Source organism: Sphingomonas sp. S-NIH.Pt15_0812, assembly GCF_003951315.1.
GTDB lineage: Bacteria > Pseudomonadota > Alphaproteobacteria > Sphingomonadales > Sphingomonadaceae > Sphingomonas.
Genome location: NZ_QLJH01000031.1, coordinates 1 through 21,211, shown reverse-complemented (window position 1 = coordinate 21,211; position 21,211 = coordinate 1). Strand labels below are relative to the sequence as shown.

General features: G+C 70.4%; 22 protein-coding genes. 14 read left to right on the top strand and 8 right to left on the bottom strand.

What is annotated here, in order from left to right:
- Positions 1-8 precede the first annotated feature (8 nt).
- The 3 genes from BRX43_RS16395 to BRX43_RS16385 are packed head-to-tail and all read left to right on the top strand — an operon-like array spanning position 9 to position 2,432.
- Positions 9-263 (top strand): J domain-containing protein, encoded by a 255-nt coding sequence (locus BRX43_RS16395; protein ID WP_125996168.1) that lies wholly within the window; start codon positions 9-11, stop codon positions 261-263.
- Positions 260-1,663: a phosphomannomutase/phosphoglucomutase gene (locus tag BRX43_RS16390; RefSeq protein WP_125996167.1), complete on the top strand. Its 1,404-nt coding sequence runs from the start codon at positions 260-262 to the stop codon at positions 1,661-1,663. Before BRX43_RS16395 ends, BRX43_RS16390 begins: the two co-directional genes overlap by 4 nt.
- Before the next feature lie 4 nt (positions 1,664-1,667).
- The gene (locus tag BRX43_RS16385) at positions 1,668-2,432 is read left to right on the top strand and encodes an exonuclease domain-containing protein (RefSeq protein ID WP_125996166.1); all 765 of its coding nucleotides are present in this window, start codon (positions 1,668-1,670) and stop codon (positions 2,430-2,432) included.
- Between the two features lie 176 nt (positions 2,433-2,608).
- Here BRX43_RS16385 and topA read toward each other — a convergent pair whose 3' ends face one another.
- The 3 genes from topA to plsY form a co-directional block, all read right to left on the bottom strand.
- A complete protein-coding gene (topA, locus tag BRX43_RS16380) occupies positions 2,609-5,206 on the bottom strand; it encodes a type I DNA topoisomerase (RefSeq protein ID WP_125996165.1) in 2,598 nt (865 codons plus the stop codon).
- A 74-nt stretch (positions 5,207-5,280) separates the two neighbouring features.
- Positions 5,281-6,375: a DNA-processing protein DprA gene (dprA, locus tag BRX43_RS16375; RefSeq protein ID WP_125996164.1), complete on the bottom strand. Its 1,095-nt coding sequence runs from the start codon at positions 6,373-6,375 to the stop codon at positions 5,281-5,283.
- Positions 6,376-6,379: 4 nt separating this feature from the next.
- Positions 6,380-6,982 carry a glycerol-3-phosphate 1-O-acyltransferase PlsY gene (plsY, locus tag BRX43_RS16370; protein ID WP_164523646.1) on the bottom strand — a complete coding sequence of 201 codons (603 nt, stop codon included), beginning with the start codon at positions 6,980-6,982 and terminating at the stop codon, positions 6,380-6,382.
- 102 nt (positions 6,983-7,084) lie between these two features.
- Between plsY and murI the strand changes: the two genes are divergently transcribed.
- From murI to BRX43_RS16345, 5 genes are all read left to right on the top strand, one after another.
- Entirely contained in the window at positions 7,085-7,879 is a 795-nt protein-coding gene (gene murI, locus BRX43_RS16365; RefSeq protein ID WP_125996163.1) for a glutamate racemase, read from the top strand.
- A 92-nt stretch (positions 7,880-7,971) separates the two neighbouring features.
- Positions 7,972-8,223 carry a FeoA family protein gene (locus BRX43_RS16360; RefSeq protein WP_125996162.1) on the top strand — a complete coding sequence of 84 codons (252 nt, stop codon included), beginning with the start codon at positions 7,972-7,974 and terminating at the stop codon, positions 8,221-8,223.
- 23 nt (positions 8,224-8,246) lie between these two features.
- Positions 8,247-10,085, top strand: coding sequence for a ferrous iron transporter B (locus BRX43_RS16355; protein ID WP_125996187.1), 1,839 nt, complete (start codon positions 8,247-8,249; stop codon positions 10,083-10,085).
- Between the two features lie 16 nt (positions 10,086-10,101).
- Positions 10,102-10,647, top strand: coding sequence for a single-stranded DNA-binding protein (gene ssb / locus BRX43_RS16350; RefSeq protein ID WP_125996161.1), 546 nt, complete (start codon positions 10,102-10,104; stop codon positions 10,645-10,647).
- A 75-nt stretch (positions 10,648-10,722) separates the two neighbouring features.
- Positions 10,723-12,207 carry a PAS domain-containing protein gene (locus tag BRX43_RS16345; RefSeq protein WP_125996186.1) on the top strand — a complete coding sequence of 495 codons (1,485 nt, stop codon included), beginning with the start codon at positions 10,723-10,725 and terminating at the stop codon, positions 12,205-12,207.
- On the opposite strand, the gene BRX43_RS16340 is transcribed toward BRX43_RS16345, so the two are convergent.
- From BRX43_RS16340 to BRX43_RS16325, 4 genes are all read right to left on the bottom strand, one after another.
- Positions 12,194-12,592 (bottom strand): response regulator, encoded by a 399-nt coding sequence (locus tag BRX43_RS16340; protein WP_125996160.1) that lies wholly within the window; start codon positions 12,590-12,592, stop codon positions 12,194-12,196. The two genes, BRX43_RS16345 and BRX43_RS16340, sit on opposite strands and share 14 nt — an antisense overlap.
- 84 nt (positions 12,593-12,676) lie before the next feature.
- Positions 12,677-13,264, bottom strand: coding sequence for a methionine biosynthesis protein MetW (gene metW / locus BRX43_RS16335; protein ID WP_125996159.1), 588 nt, complete (start codon positions 13,262-13,264; stop codon positions 12,677-12,679).
- Positions 13,261-13,716, bottom strand: coding sequence for a GNAT family N-acetyltransferase (locus BRX43_RS16330; RefSeq protein WP_241215010.1), 456 nt, complete (start codon positions 13,714-13,716; stop codon positions 13,261-13,263). Before BRX43_RS16330 ends, metW begins: the two co-directional genes overlap by 4 nt.
- Complete coding sequence (locus tag BRX43_RS16325; protein WP_125996158.1) at positions 13,713-14,831, bottom strand: homoserine O-acetyltransferase; 1,119 nt, start codon at positions 14,829-14,831, stop codon at positions 13,713-13,715. The genes BRX43_RS16330 and BRX43_RS16325 overlap by 4 nt, the downstream gene beginning before the upstream one ends.
- Positions 14,832-14,907: 76 nt before the next feature.
- Here BRX43_RS16325 and hisC point away from each other — a divergent pair, with 76 nt between their 5' ends.
- Positions 14,908-16,032, top strand: a complete 1,125-nt coding sequence (hisC, locus tag BRX43_RS16320; RefSeq protein ID WP_125996157.1) for a histidinol-phosphate transaminase — start codon at positions 14,908-14,910, stop codon at positions 16,030-16,032.
- Positions 16,032-16,988, top strand: coding sequence for a prephenate/arogenate dehydrogenase family protein (locus BRX43_RS16315; protein ID WP_125996156.1), 957 nt, complete (start codon positions 16,032-16,034; stop codon positions 16,986-16,988). The genes hisC and BRX43_RS16315 overlap by 1 nt, the downstream gene beginning before the upstream one ends.
- Before the next feature lie 93 nt (positions 16,989-17,081).
- Here BRX43_RS16315 and BRX43_RS16310 read toward each other — a convergent pair whose 3' ends face one another.
- Positions 17,082-17,531 (bottom strand): hypothetical protein, encoded by a 450-nt coding sequence (locus tag BRX43_RS16310; RefSeq protein WP_125996155.1) that lies wholly within the window; start codon positions 17,529-17,531, stop codon positions 17,082-17,084.
- Positions 17,532-17,805: 274 nt separating this feature from the next.
- Between BRX43_RS16310 and BRX43_RS16305 the strand changes: the two genes are divergently transcribed.
- From BRX43_RS16305 to msrB, 4 genes are read left to right on the top strand one after another with little or no spacing between them, the layout of a single operon-like run.
- Complete coding sequence (locus BRX43_RS16305; RefSeq protein WP_241215009.1) at positions 17,806-18,900, top strand: type III polyketide synthase; 1,095 nt, start codon at positions 17,806-17,808, stop codon at positions 18,898-18,900.
- Positions 18,897-19,589, top strand: coding sequence for a methyltransferase domain-containing protein (locus BRX43_RS16300; RefSeq protein ID WP_125996154.1), 693 nt, complete (start codon positions 18,897-18,899; stop codon positions 19,587-19,589). The genes BRX43_RS16305 and BRX43_RS16300 overlap by 4 nt, the downstream gene beginning before the upstream one ends.
- Positions 19,574-20,659 (top strand): FAD-dependent monooxygenase, encoded by a 1,086-nt coding sequence (locus BRX43_RS16295; protein ID WP_125996153.1) that lies wholly within the window; start codon positions 19,574-19,576, stop codon positions 20,657-20,659. Before BRX43_RS16300 ends, BRX43_RS16295 begins: the two co-directional genes overlap by 16 nt.
- 31 nt (positions 20,660-20,690) lie before the next feature.
- On the top strand, positions 20,691-21,089 hold the full coding sequence (gene msrB, locus BRX43_RS16290) for a peptide-methionine (R)-S-oxide reductase MsrB (RefSeq protein WP_125996152.1): 399 nt from the start codon (positions 20,691-20,693) through the stop codon (positions 21,087-21,089).
- Positions 21,090-21,211 lie beyond the last annotated feature (122 nt).

Here is a 21,211-nt window from a genome sequence, read left to right as displayed (position 1 = left end):
CCATCCTGATGAAGTGGCTGGTCGTCGCGCTGCTGATCTGGGCGGCGTGGACCTATCTGAAGCCGTCGGGCAAGCGGCGCATGGCGGCCGACGAGGCGGAGGCGCGGGCGGTGCTGGGCGTCGGTCCCCGCGCCGACGCGGCGGCGATCCGCGCGGCGCACCGCCGATTGCTGGCGGGCGTCCACCCCGATCGCGGCGGATCGGCCGAACTGGCGCAGCGGGTCAATGCCGCGCGCGACCGGCTGCTCGGCCCCTCGGCATGAGCCATCGCTTCGACCCCGTGATCCTGCGCGAATATGACGTGCGCGGCACCGTCGGCCGGACGCTGCACGCGGCGGACGGCTATGCGATCGGCCGCTGCTTCGCGACGCGCGTGGCGGAGACGGGCGGCGGCCGGGTGGTGGTCGGCCGCGACGGTCGGCTGACCTCGGAGATGCTGGAGGCTGCGCTGGTGCGTGGCCTGACCGAGGGCGGGGTGGACGTGGTGCGGATCGGGCTCGGCCCCTCGCCCATGCTCTATTTCGCCGAAGCGGTGCTGCCGGGCATGGCCGGCGGCATCCAGGTGACCGGCAGCCATAATCCGCGCGACGACAATGGCTTCAAGATGGTGCTGCGCCACCGCAGCCTGCATGGGCCGGGGATTACGGCACTGGGCGCGCTCGCCGAGTCGGGCAGGTGGAGCCGGGGAGCGGGGACGGTCGAGTCGATCGACCTGCACGACGCCTATGTCGACCGGCTGCTCCAGGGGCAGGCGCCGGGCCGCGCCCCCGCCTTCCGCATCGGCTGGGATTGCGGCAGCGGCGCGGCCGGGCCGGTGGTCGAGCGGCTGACCGCGCGGCTGCCGGGTGAGCATCACCTGCTCCACATCGTGCCGGATGGGCATTTCCCGCATCACCATCCCGACCCCAGCGACGCCGCGAACCTGGTCGACCTGCAAGCGCTGGTGGCGGAACGGGGGCTGGATTTCGGCCTGGCCTTCGATGGCGATGGCGACCGGATCGGCGCGGTCGACGGGCGGGGTCGCATCCTGTGGGGCGACCAGATCCTGATGCTGCTCGCCGAGCGGCTGCTGCTGGAACGGCCGGGCGCGACGGTGGTCGGCGATGTGAAGTCCAGCCGCGCGCTGTTCGACCGGATCGCGCAATGGGGCGGCACCCCGGTGATGGGCCGCACCGGGCACAGCTCGCTGAAGACCCTGATGGCGGACACCGGGGCGCCGCTGGCGGGCGAGATGTCGGGCCATATCTTCTTCGGGCACGAGTATTACGGCTTCGACGATGCGCTCTACGCCGCCGTGCGGCTGATCCGCGCGATCGATCTCGCCGGGCGGTCGCTGACCGACCTGCACGACGCGATGCCGCGCCTGGTCTCGACGCCGGACCTGCGCATCCCGGTGCCCGAGTCGCGCAAATGGGCGGTGGTCGACTCGGTCGCCACGCGACTCGCGGCCGAGGGCGTGGCGGTCGACACCACCGATGGCCTGCGGGTCAGCCAGGGGACGGGCTGGTGGCTGCTGCGCCCCTCCAACACCCAAGCCGCCGTGACGGTGCGGGCGGAGGCGACCGATGCCGACGACCTCGCCACCCTGTTGGCGGGCGTGGAGTCGCATCTTGCGGCCTGCGGCGTCGCGGCCTCGCTTTCCGGCGAAACCGGCCCCACATAGGGGCATGGCTCCTCCCCCCGCCCCCTCGATCATCCGCGTCATCGACCTCGAGACGACCGGCAATTCCCCGCCCGCCCATGCCGTGATCGAGATCGGCTGGCAGGACGTGGCGCTGGGCCAGGACGGGCGCTGGGACTTGCAGGGCGAGGGCGGCAGCATCCTGGTCAATCCCGGCCGGCCGATCCCGCCCATCACCATGGCGATCCACCATATCCGCGACGAGGATGTGGCCGATGCCCGCTGGTGGCACGATGTCGCGCGGCCGGTGCTCGACCCCTGGCCCCGTCGCATCGCGCTGGCCGCGCACCGCGCCAGTTTCGAGGAGCAATATTGCACCCCGGCGCTGACGCGCGGCGCCGACTGGATCTGCACCTGGAAATGCGCGCTCCGGCTCTGGCCGGACAGCCCCAGCTTCTCCAACCAGGTGCTGCGCTACTGGCGCAAGCCGGAGGGGATGGTGCATGAGCGCGGCCTGCCGATCCACCGCGCCTTTCCCGATGCCTATGTCACCGCGCACCATCTGCGCGACCAGTTGAACGAGGCGTCGGTCGCGCAGCTGATCCAATGGTCGAAGGAGCCGGGCCTGCTGCCCCGCGTCCGCTACGGCCCCGATCGCGGCAAGGAATGGCGCGAGATCGAGGAGGAGAGCCTGATCGGCTTCCTGACCGACCGCGACCCCGACATCCGCCACACCGCCGAGACGGAGATGGCGCGCCGGCGCGGCGGCGGCCATGTCGGCCGCCTGACGCCGCAGGAATTGCTGCTGTAAGGCGGCGTCGGCGCTATCGGCGGGCTGTCGGTGATCCGAGTCGCTACCGTGCTCCTGCGAACGCAGGAGCACAAGATCGTCCGGCCTGTTCGCCCGACCTTCGCCGGGATGGTCGAAGAGCTTCGGTATCGGGCCAGTCCATAATCACCCCCGCCCGATGAGCGGGGGTGATCGCCTTACTCTCCGTCGGCCGGCTTCGCCGCCTTCTTCGCGGCGGGCTTCTTCGTCGCCGGTTTCTTGACCGCCGCCTTCTTCTCGGCCGGGGCCTTCTTGTCCGCCGCCGGCTTCTTCGCCGCCGCCTTCTTCACCGGCTTCTTGGTCTTCGGCCCGGCCGCCGCGCGCGCGTCGATCAGCGAAGCGGCTTCCTCCAGCGTCAGCTGGTCGACCGTCACCGACTTGGGCAGGGTCGCATTGGTCTCGCCATCGGTGACATAGGCGCCGTAGCGGCCCTCCATCACCTTCAGCTCCGCCTCGGTGCGCGGATGCTTGCCGAGCAGCTTGAGCGGCTCGCGCGCGGCCCCCCGCGCCGGACGGCCGCCGCCCGCCGCCGCCTCGGCCAGCTTGACCACGGCGGCGTTCATCCCCGTCTCGAACACGTCGGCGGTCGCCTGGAGCCGCGCATATTTGCCGGCATGGGCCAGATAGGGGCCATAGCGGCCGATCGACGCGGTGATCGGTTCGCCCGTCTCCGGATGGTTGCCGATCGTGCGCGGCAGGCTGAGCAGCTTCAGCGCCCATTCCAGGTCGAGATCGACATCCTTGGGGATGGAGGCGCGCTTGGCGTCCTTGCCGTCGCCCAGCTGGATATAGGGGCCGAACCGCCCCGACTTGCGCTCGACCGGCAGGCCCGTCTCGGGATCGTTGCCCAGCGTCTCCGGGCCGCTATCCTCGGCTGCCGCGCCGCCCTGCGCGAAGCGACGCGTATATTTGCACTCCGGATAGTTGGAGCAGGCGACGAACGCGCCGAACCGGCCGCCGCGCAGCGCCAGCTTGCCCGCGCCGCAATTGGGGCACAGGCGCGGGTCGCCGCCGTCCGCTTTTTCCGGGAAGAGATAGGGGGCCAGGAACTGGTCCAGCTCGGCGGTGATCGCGCTCGGCTGCTGCTCCATCACCTCGGCGGTGCGCGGCTTGAAGTCGCGCCAGAACGCCTCCAGCACCGCCTGCCACTCGGCGCGGCCGCCGGACACGTCGTCCAGCTCCTCCTCCAGCCCGGCGGTATAGTCGAAGCCGACATATTTCTCGAAGAAGCGTTCTAGGAACGCCGTCACCAGCCGCCCGCTCTCCTCGGCGAAGAAGCGGTTCTTCTCGACGCGGACATAGGCGCGGTCCTTCAGCGTCTTGATGATCGACGCATAGGTGGACGGGCGGCCGATCCCCAGTTCCTCCATCCGCTTGACCAGCGACGCCTCGGAGAAGCGTGGCGGCGGCTGGGTGAAATGCTGCTCGGCGGCGACGCCCTTCTTGGCCGGCGTATCGCCCTCGCGCAGGCGGGGCAGGCGGCGCGCCTCCTCGTCGGTGGCGCTGTCGTCCTGGCCTTCCTCGTAGAGCGCGAGATAGCCGGGGAACAGCACCACCTGCCCGGTCGCGCGGAGCATGTGGCGGCCGGTGCCGTCGGCGAGATCAATCGTCGTCCGCTCCATCCGCGCCGAGGCCATCTGGCTGGCCAGCGCGCGCTTCCAGACCAGTTCGTAGAGGCGGGCGTGATCGCCGCCGCCGACCTTGTCGCGGCCGAAATCGGTCGGGCGGATCGCCTCGTGCGCTTCCTGCGCGTTCTTCGCCTTGGTCTGGTACTGGCGCGGCTTGTCGGGGACGTAGGAGGCGTCGTAGCGATCGGCCACCGCCTTGCGCGCGGCGGAAATGGCGCTGCCGTCCATCTGCACGCCGTCGGTCCGCATATAGGTGATCGCGCCGTCCTCGTAGAGGCCCTGCGCGATCCGCATCGTATGGTCGGCGGAGAAGCCGAGCTTGCGCGCCGCCTCCTGCTGCAGGGTCGAGGTGGTGAAGGGCGGCGGCGGGTTGCGCGTCGCCGGCCGAGTCTCGACCGACTGCACCTCGAACCGGCCCGCCTCGACATCCGCCTTGGCGCGCAGCGCGTCGCCCTCGTTGCCGATCGACAGCCGGTCGAGCTTTTTCCCCTCCCACTGCACCAGCCGCGCGGTGAAGGGCGTGCCGTCCTGCTCCAGCGCGGCGGTGACCGACCAATATTCCTGCGAGACGAAGCTCTCGATCTCGCGCTCGCGCTCGACGATCAGGCGCAGCGCCACCGACTGGACGCGACCGGCCGACTTGGCGCCGGGCAGCTTGCGCCACAAGACCGGCGACAGGGTGAAGCCGACCAGGTAATCCAGCGCGCGGCGGGCGCGATAGGCATCGATCAGGTCGGTATCCAGCTCGCGCGGGGCCTGCATCGCGCTGGTGACGGCCTGTTTGGTGATCGCGTTGAAGGTGACGCGCTGCACGTCCTTGGGCAGCGCCTTGCGCGCGCGCAGCACCTCCTGCACGTGCCAGCTGATCGCCTCGCCCTCGCGATCGGGGTCGGTCGCCAGGATCAGGCGGTCGGCGGTCTTGGACAGGTCGGCGATCGCCTTGAGCTGCTTGGCCTTGTCGGCGTAATTTTCCCACTCCATTGCGAATCCGTCATCGGGATTCACCGAGCCGTCCTTGGGCGGCAGGTCGCGGACATGGCCGTAGGAGGCCAGGACTCGATAGTCCGACCCGAGATATTTTTCGATGGTCTTCGCCTTGGCGGGCGATTCGACGATGACGAGCTGCATGGGCGGGGCGTTAGCGATCCTTGTGTGTACGCGCGAGGGTGGTGAGCGCGATCCCGGCCGTCAAGCCGGACGGATCAGACCAGCGCCACCCGGCCGCCGGCATGGCGCTCGACCCGGCCGGCGAGTTCCAGCTCCAGCAGCACCGTCTGGACGATCGCGGGCGGGCGGCCCGACTGGCGGACCAGTTCGTCGATCGCGACCGGCACCGGGCCGAGCAGCGCGGAGACGACCTGCCGATCGCGGTCGCTCGGGTCGGCCGGGGGGCCGGCGTCGAAGCGGCCGGCGGGCATCCGCACGCCTGCGCGCGGGTCGATCGGCCGGATCTGTTCGAGGATATCGGCGGTGTCCTGCACCAGGATCGCGCCGTCGCGGATCAGCTGGTTGCACCCGCGCGCGCGCGGATCGAGCGGACTGCCTGGCACCGCCAGCACGTCGCGCCCCGCCTCGCCCGCCAGTCGCGCGGTGATCAGCGAGCCGGAGCGCGGCGCCGCCTCCACCACCAACGTGGCTTGCGACAGGCCGGCGATGATGCGGTTGCGATAGGGAAAGAGCCGCGCGCGCGGCTCGGTGCCGGGCGGCTGTTCGGCGAGCAGCAACCCTTGCGTCGCGACCGCCTCCTGCAACCCGGCATTTTCGGGCGGGAAGACGACATCGATGCCGCAGGCGATCACCCCGATCGTGCCGCCGGCCAGCGCGCCGTGATGCGCCGCCGTGTCGATGCCGCGCGCCAGGCCGGACACGACCGTGACCCCCGCCTGGGTCAGTTCATGCGCGATCTGCCGGGCGAAGCGGCAGGCGGCGGCCGAGGCGTTGCGCGCGCCGACCATCGCCACGCAGGGCCGCGCCGAGAGGCCGACATCGCCGCGGCGGATCAGCGCGACCGGCGCATCGTCCAGTTGGGCGAGCAGCGGCGGATAGTCGGGATCGCCCAGGAACAGATAGGTCGCGCCCAGCCGCGCGACCGCCGCCTGCTCGCGTTCGATCAGGGCCGGGTCGGCGATGCGCGGCCCCTCGCCGCCGCCGCGACGTGCCAGCATCGGCAAGGCCGCCAGGGCGGATTCCGCATCGCCGAAGCGGGCCACGAGCTGGCGATAGGTGACCGGGCCGATGCCGGCGGTGCGCAACAGCCGCAGCCGCGCGGTGGCGGCGGCGGGCTGGCGCGCGCTCACCGGTTCAGCCCTCGCGACCGATGCGCGGTTCGGTGCCGGCGAGCAGCCGCTCGATATTCGCGGCGTGCTTCCACAGCACGATCAGCGCCAGTGCCAGCAGCAGCACGACGAGGTCGAATCGACCGAACAGCGCGGCGGAGACGGGCGCGCTGACCGCGGCGAGCATCCCCGCGACCGAGGAGATTCGCAGCGACGCCAGCAGCCCCAGCCACACCGCCGCGAACACCAGGCCGGAGGGCCAGTGGAGCGCGACCACGATCCCCATCAAGGTCGCCACCCCCTTGCCACCGCGAAAGCGCAGCCACACCGGATAGCAATGCCCCAGAAAGGCGCCGAGCGCCGCCAGCTGGCCCTGGCCGGGATAGAGATGCTCGACGATCAGGATCGCGGCCACCGCCTTCAGCATGTCGAGCAGGAGGGTCGCCGCCGCCAGCCCCTTGCGACCGGTGCGCAGCACGTTGGTCGCGCCGATATTGCCGGAGCCGATGCTGCGCAGGTCGCCCGCCCCGGCCATGCGGGTGAGCAGCACCCCGAACGGGATGGAGCCGAACAGATAGCCGATCAGCAGCGCGAGCGCCGGTGCGATCCAGAGGACTTCGGTGACCACTCTTCCCCCTTGTCGCGCCCCTATAGCGTGCCCGCTCTGTTCCTGTCCATGTCGCGCGGACACGCGCTTTCGTCGCGGCTTCGAGGCCGCTAAGGCGGCGGCATGAGCGATGCGCGGCCGATCCTGATCTTCGATTCCGGTGTCGGCGGGCTGTCGATCGCGGGGCCGGTCCGGGCCGCGCTGCCCGACGCGCCGGTCGTCTATGCCGCCGACTCGGCCGGCTTCCCCTATGGCACGAAGAGCGAAGGCGAGATCGCAGCGCGGGTGCCGGCGCTGCTCGGCCGGCTGGCGGAACGCTATCGCCCGCGCCTGATCGTGATCGCCTGCAACACCGCCTCCACCATCGCGCTGCCGGCGGTGCGGGCGGCGCTCGACCTGGCCGTGGTCGGCACGGTGCCCGCGATCAAGCCCGCCGCGTCGCTGAGCCGGACGCGCACGATCGGCGTGCTCGGCACCGAGGCGACCGTGCGCCAGCCCTATGTCGACGATCTGGCGGCGCGCTTCGCCGGCGACTGCACGGTGATCCGCCACGGATCGGCGGCCCTGGTGGCGCTGGCGGAGGGGATGCTGGCGGGGGCCGCGCCCGATCCGGCGGCGGTGCGGGCCGAGCTGGACGGGCTGTTCGACCAGCCGGGCGGCGCGGCCATCGACGTGATCGTCAACGCCTGCACGCATTTCCCGCTGCTGGTGCCGGTGATGACTGAGGTCGCGCCGGACGTGCGCTTCGTCGATGGCGGCCCCGGCATCGCCCGGCGGGTCGCGTATCTGACGCAGGACCAAGCCTGGCCCGCCACGCCGGGGCCGCACCGGCTGGTCTTCACCCGGCTGGGCGACCGCGAGGCGGCGATCGCCCGCACGCTGGCGAATCACGGCTATGCCGCGCCCGAGCTTCTCTGACCCCACCAATCCGACCCGGCGGACAGCCGGGCGGACGGAATCCTTGTCCGTCGCTAATTGATAATTAGTCGCATGCTCTCTATGTGCCGCGTATGGCTTCAGACTGTCTTGCGACCTTCCCGCGCCGCCGCAACGCCACCGTGTCGACGATCGACTGGACGCGACTGGCGCCGCCCGAGGCGCGACGGCTGCGCGAGCTCGGCTTCGACGAGGGCGTCGAGGTGCAGGTGCTGCACCGGGCGACGCTGGGCGGAGGGCCGATCGCGTGCAAGATCGGCCGGATGACGGTGGCGCTGCGCCGCGCCGTCGCCGCGTCGATCCATGTCTCGCCGGTCGCCGGCTGACCGTGACCCAGGCCGCGCCGCTGGTGGCGCTGGTCGGCAATCCCAATGCCGGCAAGAGCGCGCTGTTCAACGCCCTGACGGGCGCCCGCCAGAAGGTGGGCAATTATCCGGGCGTGACGGTTGAACGGCATTCGGGCCGGATCGCGCTGGACGACGGCCGCCCGGTCGAGCTGGTCGACCTGCCCGGCGCCTATAGCCTCGACCCCTCCTCCCCCGACGAGCGCGTGACACGCGACGTGGTGACCGGCCGGTCGAGCTTCGAACGCGTGCCCGACGCGATGATCGTCGTGATCGACGCCGCCAATCTCGACAACCATCTGCGCTTCGCCCTGCAATTGATCGCGCTCGGCCGGCCGGTGGTGGTCGCGCTCAACATGGTCGACCTGGCGGAGCGCGACGGGCTGGTGCTCGACCCCGCCGTGCTGGCGCGCGAACTGGGCGTGCCGGTCGTCCCCACGGTCGCGGTGCGCAAGCGCGGGCTGGACGATCTTCGCCGGCACCTGACCGATGCCCTGGGCGCCGCGACGCCCGCCGCCGCCGCCGATCTCCCGGACGAGTCGCTCTCGGCCCTGCAACGCCGCGCCCGGGCCATCGCCAAGGCGGCGATCGTGTCGGAGACGCCGGCGCGGCGCTGGGCGCACTGGCTGGACGCGGTGGCGCTGCATCCGGTGGTCGGGCCGCTGCTGCTGGTCACCATCCTGTTCGTGATGTTCCAGGCGGTCTTCACCTGGGCGAGCGTGCCGGCCGACATGATCGATGCCGGGTTCAAGGCGCTGGAGGGCTGGGTCACCGCCCATGCGCCCGACGGTTTCCTGCGGTCGCTGGTCACCGACGGGCTGATCGCGGGCGTCGGCGCGGTGATCGTGTTCCTGCCGCAGATCCTGATCCTGTTCCTGTTCATCCTGATCCTGGAGGCGAGCGGCTACATGGTCCGCGCCGCCTTCCTGATGGACCGGCTGATGGCGACCGTGGGCCTGTCGGGCCGCGCCTTCATCCCCCTCCTGTCCAGCTTCGCCTGCGCGGTGCCGGGGATCATGGCGACCCGGACGATCGAGGACGAGAAGGACCGGCTGACCACCATCCTGATCGCGCCGCTGATGACCTGTTCGGCGCGCTGGCCGGTCTATACCCTGATCATCGGCGCGATGATCCCCAATACGCCGGTCCTGCCCTTCGTCCGGTTGCAGGGGCTGGTGATGTTCGGGCTGCTGATCATCGGCATCGCGGGCGCCTATGTCGCCGCCCTGGTGCTGCGGCGGACGGTGACCAAGGGCGCGTCCTCGGGCTTCATGATGGAGATGCCCAAATATCAGTGGCCGCGCCTCCAGGACATCGCACTCGGCCTGTGGACGCGCGCGGCCATCTTCCTGAAGCGCGCGGGCACGATCATCGCCGCGACCACGGTGGTGCTGTGGCTGCTGCTCAGCTTCCCCAAGCCGCCCGAGGGCAGCGGGATCTCGCCGGTCGATTATTCGATCGCCGGCCGGATCGGACGCGGGATCGAGGTGGTGGTCAAGCCGATCGGCTTCAACCGCGACATCGCGCTCGCGCTGCTGCCCGCCATGGCCGCGCGCGAAGTGGCGGTGTCGGCGATCGGCACCGTCTATGCCATCGACAATACCGATGGCGAGGCGGGGCAGGAGGCGCTGACCGACCGCCTGCGCGGCCGCTGGTCGCTGCCGACCGCGCTCGCCTTCCTGATGTGGTTCGTGTTCGCGCCGCAATGCATCTCGACCATCGCGGTCACCCGTCGCGAGACGAATGGGTGGAAATGGCCGCTGTTCATGGTTGGCTATTTGTTCGCGGCTGCGTACATCATGGCCGGCATCACTTACTGGCTGGCGGTCGCCGTCGGCCTCTAAAATCTCGGGGCAGTTCATGGCGGGTAGCGTCAACAAGGTCATTCTCGTCGGCAATCTGGGGCGCGACCCCGAGAGCCGCAGCTTCCAGAACGGCGGCAAGGTCGTGAACCTGCGCATCGCCACGTCCGAATCGTGGAAGGACCGCAACAGCGGCGAGCGCAAGGAAAAGACCGAATGGCATTCGGTCGCCATCTTCAACGAGGGGCTGGCCAACGTCGCCGAGCGCTTCCTGCGCAAGGGGTCGAAGGTCTATATCGAGGGCCAGCTCCAGACGCGGAAGTGGCAGGACCAGAACGGCCAGGATAAATATTCGACCGAGATCGTGCTGCAGGGCTTCAACAGCGTGCTGACCATGCTCGACGGTCCCCAGGGCGGGGCCGGCGGGGCCGGCGGCGGTAGCCGTGGCGGCGACGAATGGGGCGGCGGCGACTTCGGTGGCGGGTCGTCGGGCGGCGGCAGCCGCGGCGGCGGTTCGTCCGGCGGGGCGTCGGGCGGCGGCAGCCGTGGCGGCAGCATGGGCGGCGGCTTCGCGGACGATCTCGACGACGATGTGCCGTTTTGATCACTTGCGCGTTCACGCCCCGTGATTCCGGATTCCCTGACACGCGGTCCTGCCGCCCTGTGCGCCGATCCCTATATGCGGGTGCTGTCGACTTATGACGCGCTGCACCTGCGCGACACCGGGGCGCTGGACGACCTGACGCGATTCGCGGCGCATCTATGCGATGCGCCGATCGCGCTGGTGACGCTGCTGGAGGAGGAATTCCAGCATTTCATCGCGCGGACCGGCATGGAGCAGGACGGCACGCCGCGCGACATCTCCTTCTGCACCCATGCAGTGATGGGGCGCGAACCGATGATCGTGCCCGACACGCATGAGGATTTCCGCTTCGTCGACAATCCGCTGGTCACCAGCGCGCCGTACGTGCGCTTCTATGCCGGCGCGCCCCTGCTCGCCGCCGATGGTCGGGCGCTCGGCACGCTCTGCATCCTCGACCCGCGTCCGCGCGCGGGACTGACCCCGCTCCAGCATGAGGGGCTGGTGGTGCTGGCCGCCGCCGCGATGGCGCGGCTGGACGACCGCCGCGCCGCGCGCGAACTGGGGCTGGACGCCGCCCGCTCGCGTCGCGCGCTGGAGGAGAGCGACCTGCGCTTCCGCACGCTGGCGGACACGATGCCGCAGATGGTCTGGTCGACCCGGCCCGACGGTTTCCACGATTACTACAATGCCCGCTGGTATGATTTCACCGGCGCCCCCGCCGGATCGACCGATGGCGAGGGCTGGAGCGACATGTTCCACCGCGACGACCAGGATCGGGCCTGGTCGGTGTGGCGGCACAGCCTGGAGACGGGCGATCCGTATCAGATCGAATATCGCCTGCGCCATTTCGACGGCACCTATCGCTGGGTGCTGGGCCGCGCGCTGCCGATCCGCGACGACCAGGGCAGGATCATCCGGTGGTTCGGCACGTGCACCGACATTCACGAGCAGAAGCTGGCGCTGGAGGAGCGCGAGGTCATCAGCCAGGAGCTGAGCCATCGCATCAAGAATATCTTCGCGGTGATCGCCGGGCTGGTCCAGTTCGCCGCCCGCGCCCGGCCCGAATTCCGCCCCGCCGCCGACGATCTGCGCCAGCGGATCATGGCGCTGGGCCGCGCGCACGACTTCGTCCGCCCGCACAGCATCGCCTCACGCCCGTCCGGCCAGCAGGACAGTTTGACCGGCTTGCTGGAGCAGATCTTCGAACCCTATCGGCTGGGCGATCGACAGCGCGTGACCATCATCGGCGACGACCTGCTGATCGACGATCGATCGGCGACGCCGCTCGCCTTGCTGTTCCACGAGCTGGCGACCAATGCGACGAAATATGGCGCGCTGGCGCGCGAGGACGGCCTTGTCCGCCTGACCGTGGAGGCGGGGGACCAGCATGTCGCGCTGTGCTGGTGCGAGGAAGGCGGCCCGACCGTGGCGGAGCCGGAGACGCACCGGATGGGCTTTGGCAGCCAGCTGGTCGAACTGTCGGCGGTGCGGCAATTGGGCGGCAGCGTCACCCGCGACTGGCAACCGCGGGGGCTGCACGTGAAGGTGACGATCCCCCGTGCGGCGTTCAGCCGACGATGATCCTATCCAGCGGCACGACATCCTCGTTCGCCGCATCGCGGTCGCCGGAGGCGAATTGCGCCGCCGCCAGGATCGCCGCTTCGCTGAACGGCTTGCGGACATAGCCCAGTGCGCCCTCGTCGCCATCGATCTGGGTCGGATTGGCGGTGACGAACACGACCTTCACACCGAAATCCTGGGCGATGCGGCGGGCGATGTCGGGGCCGGTCGGCCCGTCGCGCAGGTTGATGTCGACGAACGCGAAGCTGCAATGCGGCGCGGCCTCTAGCGCCTCGCTACGGTCGGCGGCGATCGCCGCGACGCTGTAGCCGGCGTCCATCAGGATCCGCTCCAGATCGAGGGCCACGAATATCTCATCTTCGACGATCAGGGCCGTCTTGGGCATGGCGGAATTCCATCAGTGTCGGCCGTGAACGGCTCACATAGATTATAGTTCCGCCCATTATGACGTTAACATGTCATCGATCGATCAACGGCGCAGCAGGAACACCGCATGTTCGGCCATCAGGTTCGCCGCCGCCGCCGATCGCGGCCGGCCGCTGCCCAGGAACCAGGCCCCCTCCACCGCCACGCCGCGCGCGTCGAGGAAGGCGCGGAAATCGTCCACGGTCAGGTGGTGGATGTTGGGCGTGTCGAACCATTGTTCGGGCAGCAGCCGCGTCACCGGCATCCGCCCGCCCCACAGCAATGACAGCCGCACCCGCCAATGCGCGAAATTGGGGAAGCTGACAAAGGCGCGCCGGCCGATGCGCAGCAGATGGTCGAGCACGACATGCGGCTGGTGCGTGGTCTGGAGGGTCTGGCTGAGGATCGCATAGTCGAAGCTGGCATCGGGATAGCCGGCCAGGTCGGTATCGGCATCGCCCTGCACCACCGCCAGCCCGCGCCCGACCGCCGCCGCGACATTGGCGGCGGACAGTTCCAGCCCCCGCGCATCGACGCCGCTGCGATCGCGCAGCGCCGCCATCAGCGCGCCGTCGCCGCAGCCGACATCCAGCACCCGCGCACCGGCGGCGACATGGTCGGCGATGATCGCCAGGTCGGGCCGCAGGATCACAGCACCCTCAACCGCTCGGCCGCGCCGGGTTGCAGGCGCTCCATCAGGAAGTCCGGCCGGACCGGGGCCGCGAAGCCCAGCGCCGCATAGACGCCGTGCGCGTCGCGCGTGTTCAGCATCACCCGCCGGATATCGGCCAGATCGGGCGCGGCCAGCAGCCCTTCCACCATCCGTCGCCCGATCCCCGCCCCGCGCCAGTCGGGATCGACGATCACGTCGGCCAGCCAGCCAAAGGTCGCGCCATCCGTGATCAGCCGCGCGAAGCCGACCTGTACGCCCCCGACTTGCCGGTCATCGTCCCGATAGGCGCCGATGACCCGCGATCCGGCGATGGCGCGTTCCACCTGCGCGCGCGCGATGCCCGGCGACCAATAGGTATCGGCGAGCCAGCAATGCACCTGCGCGACGTCGATCCGCGCCGGATCGGCGGAAAGGATGATGGAATCGGTCACGCCCCGCCCTTCAGAAAACCATCGACCACGCGATTCATCTCCGGCGCCTCCAGCAGGAAGGCGTCATGGCCATAGGGGCTGGACAGTTCGACGAAGCTGACCGGCCGCCCGGCGGCGTTCAGCGCCTGGACGATATGGCGCGACTCGAGCGTCGGATAGAGCCAGTCGGTGTCGAAGCTGACCAGGCAGAAGCGCGCCGCCGTCGCGCGGAAGGCATGGGCGAGCAGCCCGCCATGCTCCTCGGCCAGATCGAAATAGTCGAGCGCGCGGGTGATGTAGAGATAGGAATTGGCGTCGAACCGGTCGACAAAGCTCAACCCCTGGTGGCGCAGATAGCTTTCCACCTGGAAATCGGCATCGAAGCCGAAGCCCTTGGCGTCCCGCGCCTGGAGCTTGCGTCCGAATTTCTCGGTCAGCCCCGCCTCGGACAGATAGGTGATGTGCGCCGCCATCCGCGCCACCGCCAGCCCCGCGGCGGGCGGGTCCTGATCGGCATAATAGTCGCCACCGCGCCATTTCGGATCGGCCATGATCGCCTGCCGCCCGACCTCGTGAAAGGCGATGTTCTGCGCCGAGTGCCGCGCGGTGGAGGCGATGACGACGCAGGCGCGCACCCGGTCGGGAAAGGTCGCCGCCCAGGACAGGGCCTGCATCCCGCCCATCGACCCGCCGACCACCGCCTTCAGGACGCCCACGCCCAGATGGTCGAGCAGCAGCGCCTGCGCGCGCACCATGTCGCGGATGGTGATGACCGGGAAGGCCATGGCATAGGGCCGGCCCGTGGCGGGGTTGGTCGAGGCCGGGCCGGACGATCCCATGCAGCTGCCCAGCACGTTGGAGCAGATCACGAAATCGCGCGCCGGGTCGATCGGCTTGCCCGGCCCCACCAGCCGCGTCCACCAGCCGGGCTTGCCGGTGCGCGGATGCGGGCTGGCGACATGCTGGTCGCCGGTCAACGCATGGCAGAGCAGCACCGCATTGCCGCCATCGGGCGCGAGCGTGCCATAGGTCTCGTACGCGATCTCGACCGGCGACAGCAGCGCGCCGCCATCGAGCCGCAGGGGGCCCGGCAGCGCCACCTGCCGCGACAGGCCGAAACGCTGGTCGTGGTTCATGGGCATGCCCGCTACGGCGGCGGGGGCGGCAAAGCAAGTTGTCAACGCCACGGCTCGGGGCCTATGGCCGCTGGCCATGAGCAACGACACCGCAGCCCCCCTCCCCGCCCTGGCCCCCAAGCCCTGGATCCTGGGCATCGCTCCCTATGTCCCCGGCCGCGCGACCAGCGAGGACGGACGCAAGGTCGCCAAGCTGTCGTCCAACGAGAATCCCTTCGGCACGCCGGAGGCGGCGCGCGAGGCCTATCGTTCGGCGGCGGGCGAGCTGGAACGCTATCCGGATGCGGCGGCGGTCGAGCTGCGCGCGGCGCTGGCCGCGCATTACGGGATCGAGGCGGACCGGATCGTCTACGGCACCGGGTCGGACGAGGTGCTGCACCTCGCCGCCGGCACCTTCGCCGGGCCGGGCGACGAGATCATCCATGTCCGCTACGGCTTCGCGGTCTATGAGATCGCGACGCGGCGGGTCGGCGCGGAACCGGTGGTGGTCGCCGACCATGACTATGCGACCGATGTCGACGCGATCCTGGCGGCGGTGACCGAGCGGACTCGGGTCGTCTTCGTCGCCAACCCCAACAACCCGACCGGCACCTATACCGTTAAGGCCGAGATCGCCCGGCTCCATGCCGGCCTGCCCCGGTCGGTGCTGCTGGTGATCGACCAGGCCTATACTGAATATCTGGACGCCGCGGACGACGACGGTGCGCTGGAGCTGGCCCGTACCCAGGGCAATGTGCTGGTGACGCGGACCTTCTCCAAAATCTTCGGCCTCGCCTCCGAGCGGATCGGCTGGGGCTATGCCGCGCCCGAGATCATCCAGGCGATGCACCGCATCCGCGCGCCCTTCGCCTTCGGCATCGGCGCGCAGCGCGCGGCGATCGCGGCGCTGGGCGCCGACGACTTCATCACCCGCAGCCGCGAGCATAACCGCCAGTGGCGCAGCTGGTTCGGCGAGCAGATCGCGGCGCTCGGCCATGCCGGGCTGCGCGTGGTGCCCAGCAAGGCCAATTTCGTGCTGGTGCTGTTCGAGGGCGCGCTGACCGCCGAGGTGGCGTACAAGGCGCTGATGGATGCCGGCTATGCCACGCGCTGGCTGCCCGGCCAGGGCCTGCCGCACGGCCTGCGCATCACCATCGGCACCGAGGAGGAGATGCGCGCGGTGATGGACGTGCTGCGCGCCGAAGTCGCCCGGGCCGGCTGATGCTGCCCGCACCTTTGCCGGACGGGCGGCAACAGCCGACCTTCGGGCGCGTCACCATCATCGGCCTGGGGCTGATCGGCTCCTCGATCGCGCGCGCGGTGCGGGCGACGATGCCGACGGTGCGGATCACCGGCTACGACCGCGATTCCGACGTGCGCGAGACGGCGGTGCGGATCGACCTGTGCGACGATGTCGCCGACAGCGCCGGCGCGGCGGTGATCGATGCCGATCTGGTGATGCTCTGCGTGCCGGTGGGCGCGATGGCGGCGGCGGCGGCGGAGTTCGCCGAAGACCTGCCCGCCGATGCGATCGTCAGCGATGTCGGCGGATCGAAGGAAAGCGTGATCGCGGCGCTTCGCGCCGTGCTGCCGGGCGCGGTGCTGGTCCCCGGCCATCCGGTGGCGGGCACCGAGAATAGCGGGCCGGAAAGCGGCTTCGCCACGCTGTTCCGGGGCCGCTGGTGCATCCTGACGCCGGAGGAGGGCTGCGCCGAGGCGCCGGTGGTGCGCCTGCGTGCCTTTTGGGAGACGCTGGGCGCGAATGTCGAGCTGATGAGCCCGCGCCATCACGACCTGGTGCTGGCGGTGACCAGCCATGTGCCGCATCTGATCGCCTATTCGATCGTCGGCACCGCGTCCGATCTGGAAGAGGTGACCCAGAGCGAGGTCATCAAATTCTCCGCCGGCGGTTTCCGCGACTTCACCCGCATCGCCGCCTCCGACCCGACCATGTGGCGCGACGTGTTCCTCAACAATCGCGAGGCGGTGCTGGAGATCCTGCAACGCCTGACCGAGGATGTGACGATGCTGCAACGCGCGATCCGCTGGGGGGACGGCGACACGCTGTTCGACCTGTTCACCCGCACCCGCGCCATCCGCCGCTCGATCATCGCGCAGGGGCAGGACGATGCCCGCCCCGATTTCGGCCGCGATCATGGCGGCGCGGCGCAGCAATAGGGCGGATCGGTCCCGATCTCGCGCCAAGGGTCGCGGCAGGCGCATCTCCTCCCCGCGAATCCGATCTTCGCGGCGTCGCGTGAAGACCGACCCTCAGGCGATCGCCGCCAGATAGGCCTCGATCGCGCGTCGTCCGTCGTCGCTGAGCGACACCTCGATCCGGCGGCGGTCGATGGGGTCGACCATGCGGCGGACCAGCCCCAGCTTGGCGAGATGCTCGATCCAACGCTGCGAGGTGGTGACCGGCGCATCGGCGGAGGACACCAGCGTCTTCACGTTCATCACCCGATGGTCGTGCGACGCGACATACAGGGCCAGCAGCATGTCCCAGGCCGGCTCGTGGAACAGCTCCTCGGGCAGGAAGCGTCGTCGCAACCGGCGCTGTTCGATCAGGGCACGGGCGCGGTTGAGCGGCGTGGCCGTGGAAGCCGGAGGGGCTTCATGCCCGATCCGTTCGTCGATGCCATTGGCCACCACCGCCAGCTTGGCGGTGAGGTCCTTGATGAGCGCCACGACGGATTCGTCCTGCGTAGCTCCGGCCATTGCTCTCCTCGCGTTTCTGCACCCGCTTCCCGAACGATTACTGGTCCGGTACGACGGTTCCTAACGCGCCTCCTTCACGGGGAAGTTTGGCTTTCGACCATATCAAGCTAGAGCAGCCATGACCTCGATCAAGGCGTGTCATTATAAAATACTTTATGTTTCCATATTTTAGCGGGTTTCACGAAACTGAGATGCCGTGGGGCCTTCCGATCGCGCCGCGCGTTTCCAACGAACGACTTCCCATGTCAGAACCGTCTCCAGTGAAAGACGCCGATTGACCAGCGCCCTGCCCGCTCCTCGCGAGACCATTGCCTATCTGCACGCGATCGGCACCGCCCATCCGCCGCATGACGTCCATGCCGCCTTTCGCGCTTGGGCCGGCAACCGCGTGGCCCCACGCGGGCGTCCGGTGTTCGAGCGGATGGCGGCGCGGGCCGGCATCGCGCGGCGCTGGTCGGTGCTGCCGCCGCTCGCGGGCGCGGCGGCCGAAGCGGCACCAGGCGCCTTCTATGCCGGCGACCCGCCGCCCGGCACCGCCGCACGCATGGCGATCTATGCCGAGGCCGCGCCCGAGCTGGCGCTGCGCGCGGTGGAAGCATTGCGCGCCAAGATCGAGCTTGCCGGCATCACCCATCTGGTCGTCGCCAGCTGCACCGGCTTCGTCGCGCCGGGGCTGGACCAGATCGTCGCGCGCCGGCTGGGCCTGTCGCCCGCGGTCGAGCGGCTGCTGATCGGCTTCATGGGCTGTTACGCGGCGATCGTCGCGTTGCGCAGCGCCCGGCATATCGTCCGCTCCGATCCCCGGGCCCGCGTGCTGGTGATCTGCTGCGAATTGTCGTCGCTCCACTTGCAGGACACGGACGACCTGGAATCGCTGCTGGCGATGCTGCAGTTCGGCGACGGCGCGGCGGCGACCCTGGTCAGCGCCACGCCGGGCGGCTTCGCGCTCGGCACGCCCTTTGCCGCGACCCTGCCGGACAGCGACTCGCTGATCCGCTGGACGATCACCGACCATGGTTTCGCCATGCATCTGTCGGGCGAGGTGCCGCGCCGGATCGCCCAGGCGCTGGTCGATGCCGACTTCGCCGCCGCCGTCACCGAGGGTCATGGGCCGGCGGCGATCGATGGCTGGGCGGTCCATGCCGGCGGACGCTCGATCCTCGACGCGGTGGAGACCAGCCTGGCGCTGCCGCCCGAGGCGCTGGCCAGTGCGCGCGGCGTGCTGCACGACCATGGCAACATGTCCTCGGCGACATTGATGTTCACGCTCGCCCGGATGCTGGAGGGACCGCCGGTGACCCGCGGCGTCGCCCTCGCCTTCGGTCCCGGCCTGGCGGCGGAGGGGCTGGGCTTCCGGTCCGCGCCATGAGCCTGCGCCACCGTGCCGAGGATCCGGAGCTGATGGACGCCGACGATCTCGACGCCGACGTCTATGCCGCCGTCGTCGCCGATCTGGCGCGGGTCAATCGCGTGACGCTGGCGGCGCGGCCGACGCTCGCCTTTCTCGACCGGATCGCGCAACGGGGCCGGCGATTGCGGCTGCTCGACATCGGCTTCGGCGATGGCGACATGCTGCGGCGGATCGAGCGCTGGGCGGCGAAGCGCGTGGTGCCGGTCGAGCTGGTCGGCATCGACCTCAACCCGCGCAGCGAACGGGCGGCGCGCGCGCATACCCCCGCCAACTCGGCGATCCGCTACGTCACCGGCGACTATGCCGATATGGGCGGCGGCTGGGACGCGGCGATCAGCAGCCTGGTCGCGCATCATATGACGCCGGGCGAGCTGGTCGCCTTCCTGCGCTGGATGCAGGATCATGCCGCGTCCTGGCTGGTCAACGACCTGCACCGCCACGGCTTCGCCCATGCCGGCTGGCCCTTGCTGGCGGGGCTGGCGCGCTGGCACCCGATCGTGCGCGCGGACGGGCATCTGTCGATCGCCCGCAGCTTCCGTCCCGCCGAATGGCCGCCGCTGCTGGCGGCGGCGGGCATCGACGACGCCCGCATCTTCCGCGCCTTCCCCTTTCGCCTCTGCGTCGAGCGGCTATGCAAGACCCACTGATCGTCGGCGGCGGACCGGCCGGTGCGGCGGCGGCGATCATCCTGGCGGAGGCCGGGATTCGCGCCGTCGTGCTGGAGCGTAGCCGCGACACCGGCGATGCGCTTTGCGGCGGTTTCCTGAGCTGGCGATCGATCGAGACGCTGGAGCGGCTGGGCGTGGCGGCGGACCGCCTGAACCCGGCCCGCGTCCGTCGCCTGCGCCTGTTCGCGGGCGAGCGGATGCGCGAGGCGCCCCTGCCCCGCCCCGCCCTGGCGGTGTCGCGCCGCCGGCTCGACTCGCTGCTGCTCGCGCGGGCCGAGACCGGCGCGGGGGTGGAGCGCGGCGTCGCGGTCCGCGCCTGGACGGCGGAGGGGGTCAGGCTGGGGGATGGCGCGACCCTGTCGCCCGCCACCCTGTTGCTGGCGACCGGCAAGCATGAGCTGCGCGGCCTGGCCCGGCCCGAGGCCGCGCGGGGGCGGGACCCGGCGATGGGCCTGCGCGCCCGCCTCGCCGCCGGACCGGCGCTCGACCGGCTGGTCGGCGACGCGATCGAGCTGCACCTGTTCGATGGCGGCTATGCCGGGCTGGTCCGGCAGGAGGATGGCAGCGCCAATCTCTGCCTGGCGGTGCGGCGTTCGCGGCTGACGGCGGCGGGCAGTCCGCTGGCGCTGCTCCACCGACTCGGCCGCGACTCGGGGCCCCTGGGCGAGCGGCTGGCGGACATGGCGGCGACCCCCGTGATCGATGCGGTGGCGAACGTCCCCTATGGCTGGCGCGCGCTCCGGACCGAGTCGGGGCTGTTCCGTCTGGGCGACCAGGCCGGCGTGATCCCCTCGCTGGCGGGCGAAGGCATGGGGATCGCGCTCGCCAGCGGCCTGTCGGCGGCGCTGGCGCATGGGCGGGGCGAGTCGGCGCAAGGCTGGCAGGTCCGCTTCGCGCGCGCCACCCGCCGGCCGATCGGGCTGGCCAGCGCGATCTGGCACCTGGCGGAGCGTCCCATGCTCGCCGCGCTGGCGGTGCGCGCCGGGCCGGTATCGCTGATCGAGGCGGTAGCGCGCGCGACGCGGATCAAGGCATCCGCCCCCGCTTGACGCCCGCCCCCCGCGACCCGACATATTCGTCATGGATCACCTGACCTTAACCGAAGCCGAGTGGCGCCAGCGGCTGACCCCGGAACAATATCATGTACTGCGCGAGGCGGGCACCGAGCGCGCCTTTGCCGGTGCGCTCAACGGCAACAAGGCGGACGGCGTCTATCATTGCGCCGGTTGCGAAAACCCGTTGTTCGACAGCGCCGACAAATATGACAGCGGCTCGGGCTGGCCCAGCTTCACCCAACCGATGGCGCCGGAAAGCGTGACCGATCACGCCGACCGCAGCCATGGCATGGTGCGCGTCGAGACCCGGTGCGCGCGTTGCGACGGCCATCTCGGCCATGTCTTCCCGGACGGCCCGCCGCCGACCGGCCTGCGCTATTGCATGAACTCGATCGCGCTCGACTTCCGCCCGCGCGAAGACTGAGGATCGGGGCCGGGGAGCGGGGACCGGGCCCCTCTCCCCTTGTCGCCATCATCGTTAAGGCGTATCCGCACGGCCGCCCATGGCTACACAGCGTACCGCCCCCCGCTCGCCCCGCCGACCGC

Coding starts and splice junctions, on each gene's coding strand:
- BRX43_RS16395 (WP_125996168.1), top strand. CDS start 9: ATGAAGTGGCTGGTCGTCGCGCTGCTGATCTGGGCGGCGTGGACCTAT.
- BRX43_RS16390 (WP_125996167.1), top strand. CDS start 260: ATGAGCCATCGCTTCGACCCCGTGATCCTGCGCGAATATGACGTGCGC.
- BRX43_RS16385 (WP_125996166.1), top strand. CDS start 1,668: ATGGCTCCTCCCCCCGCCCCCTCGATCATCCGCGTCATCGACCTCGAG.
- topA (WP_125996165.1), bottom strand. CDS start 5,206: ATGCAGCTCGTCATCGTCGAATCGCCCGCCAAGGCGAAGACCATCGAA.
- murI (WP_125996163.1), top strand. CDS start 7,085: ATGAGCGATGCGCGGCCGATCCTGATCTTCGATTCCGGTGTCGGCGGG.
- BRX43_RS16360 (WP_125996162.1), top strand. CDS start 7,972: ATGGCTTCAGACTGTCTTGCGACCTTCCCGCGCCGCCGCAACGCCACC.
- ssb (WP_125996161.1), top strand. CDS start 10,102: ATGGCGGGTAGCGTCAACAAGGTCATTCTCGTCGGCAATCTGGGGCGC.
- BRX43_RS16345 (WP_125996186.1), top strand. CDS start 10,723: ATGCGGGTGCTGTCGACTTATGACGCGCTGCACCTGCGCGACACCGGG.
- BRX43_RS16340 (WP_125996160.1), bottom strand. CDS start 12,592: ATGCCCAAGACGGCCCTGATCGTCGAAGATGAGATATTCGTGGCCCTC.
- BRX43_RS16325 (WP_125996158.1), bottom strand. CDS start 14,831: ATGAACCACGACCAGCGTTTCGGCCTGTCGCGGCAGGTGGCGCTGCCG.
- hisC (WP_125996157.1), top strand. CDS start 14,908: ATGAGCAACGACACCGCAGCCCCCCTCCCCGCCCTGGCCCCCAAGCCC.
- BRX43_RS16315 (WP_125996156.1), top strand. CDS start 16,032: ATGCTGCCCGCACCTTTGCCGGACGGGCGGCAACAGCCGACCTTCGGG.
- BRX43_RS16310 (WP_125996155.1), bottom strand. CDS start 17,531: ATGGCCGGAGCTACGCAGGACGAATCCGTCGTGGCGCTCATCAAGGAC.
- BRX43_RS16300 (WP_125996154.1), top strand. CDS start 18,897: ATGAGCCTGCGCCACCGTGCCGAGGATCCGGAGCTGATGGACGCCGAC.
- BRX43_RS16295 (WP_125996153.1), top strand. CDS start 19,574: ATGCAAGACCCACTGATCGTCGGCGGCGGACCGGCCGGTGCGGCGGCG.
- msrB (WP_125996152.1), top strand. CDS start 20,691: ATGGATCACCTGACCTTAACCGAAGCCGAGTGGCGCCAGCGGCTGACC.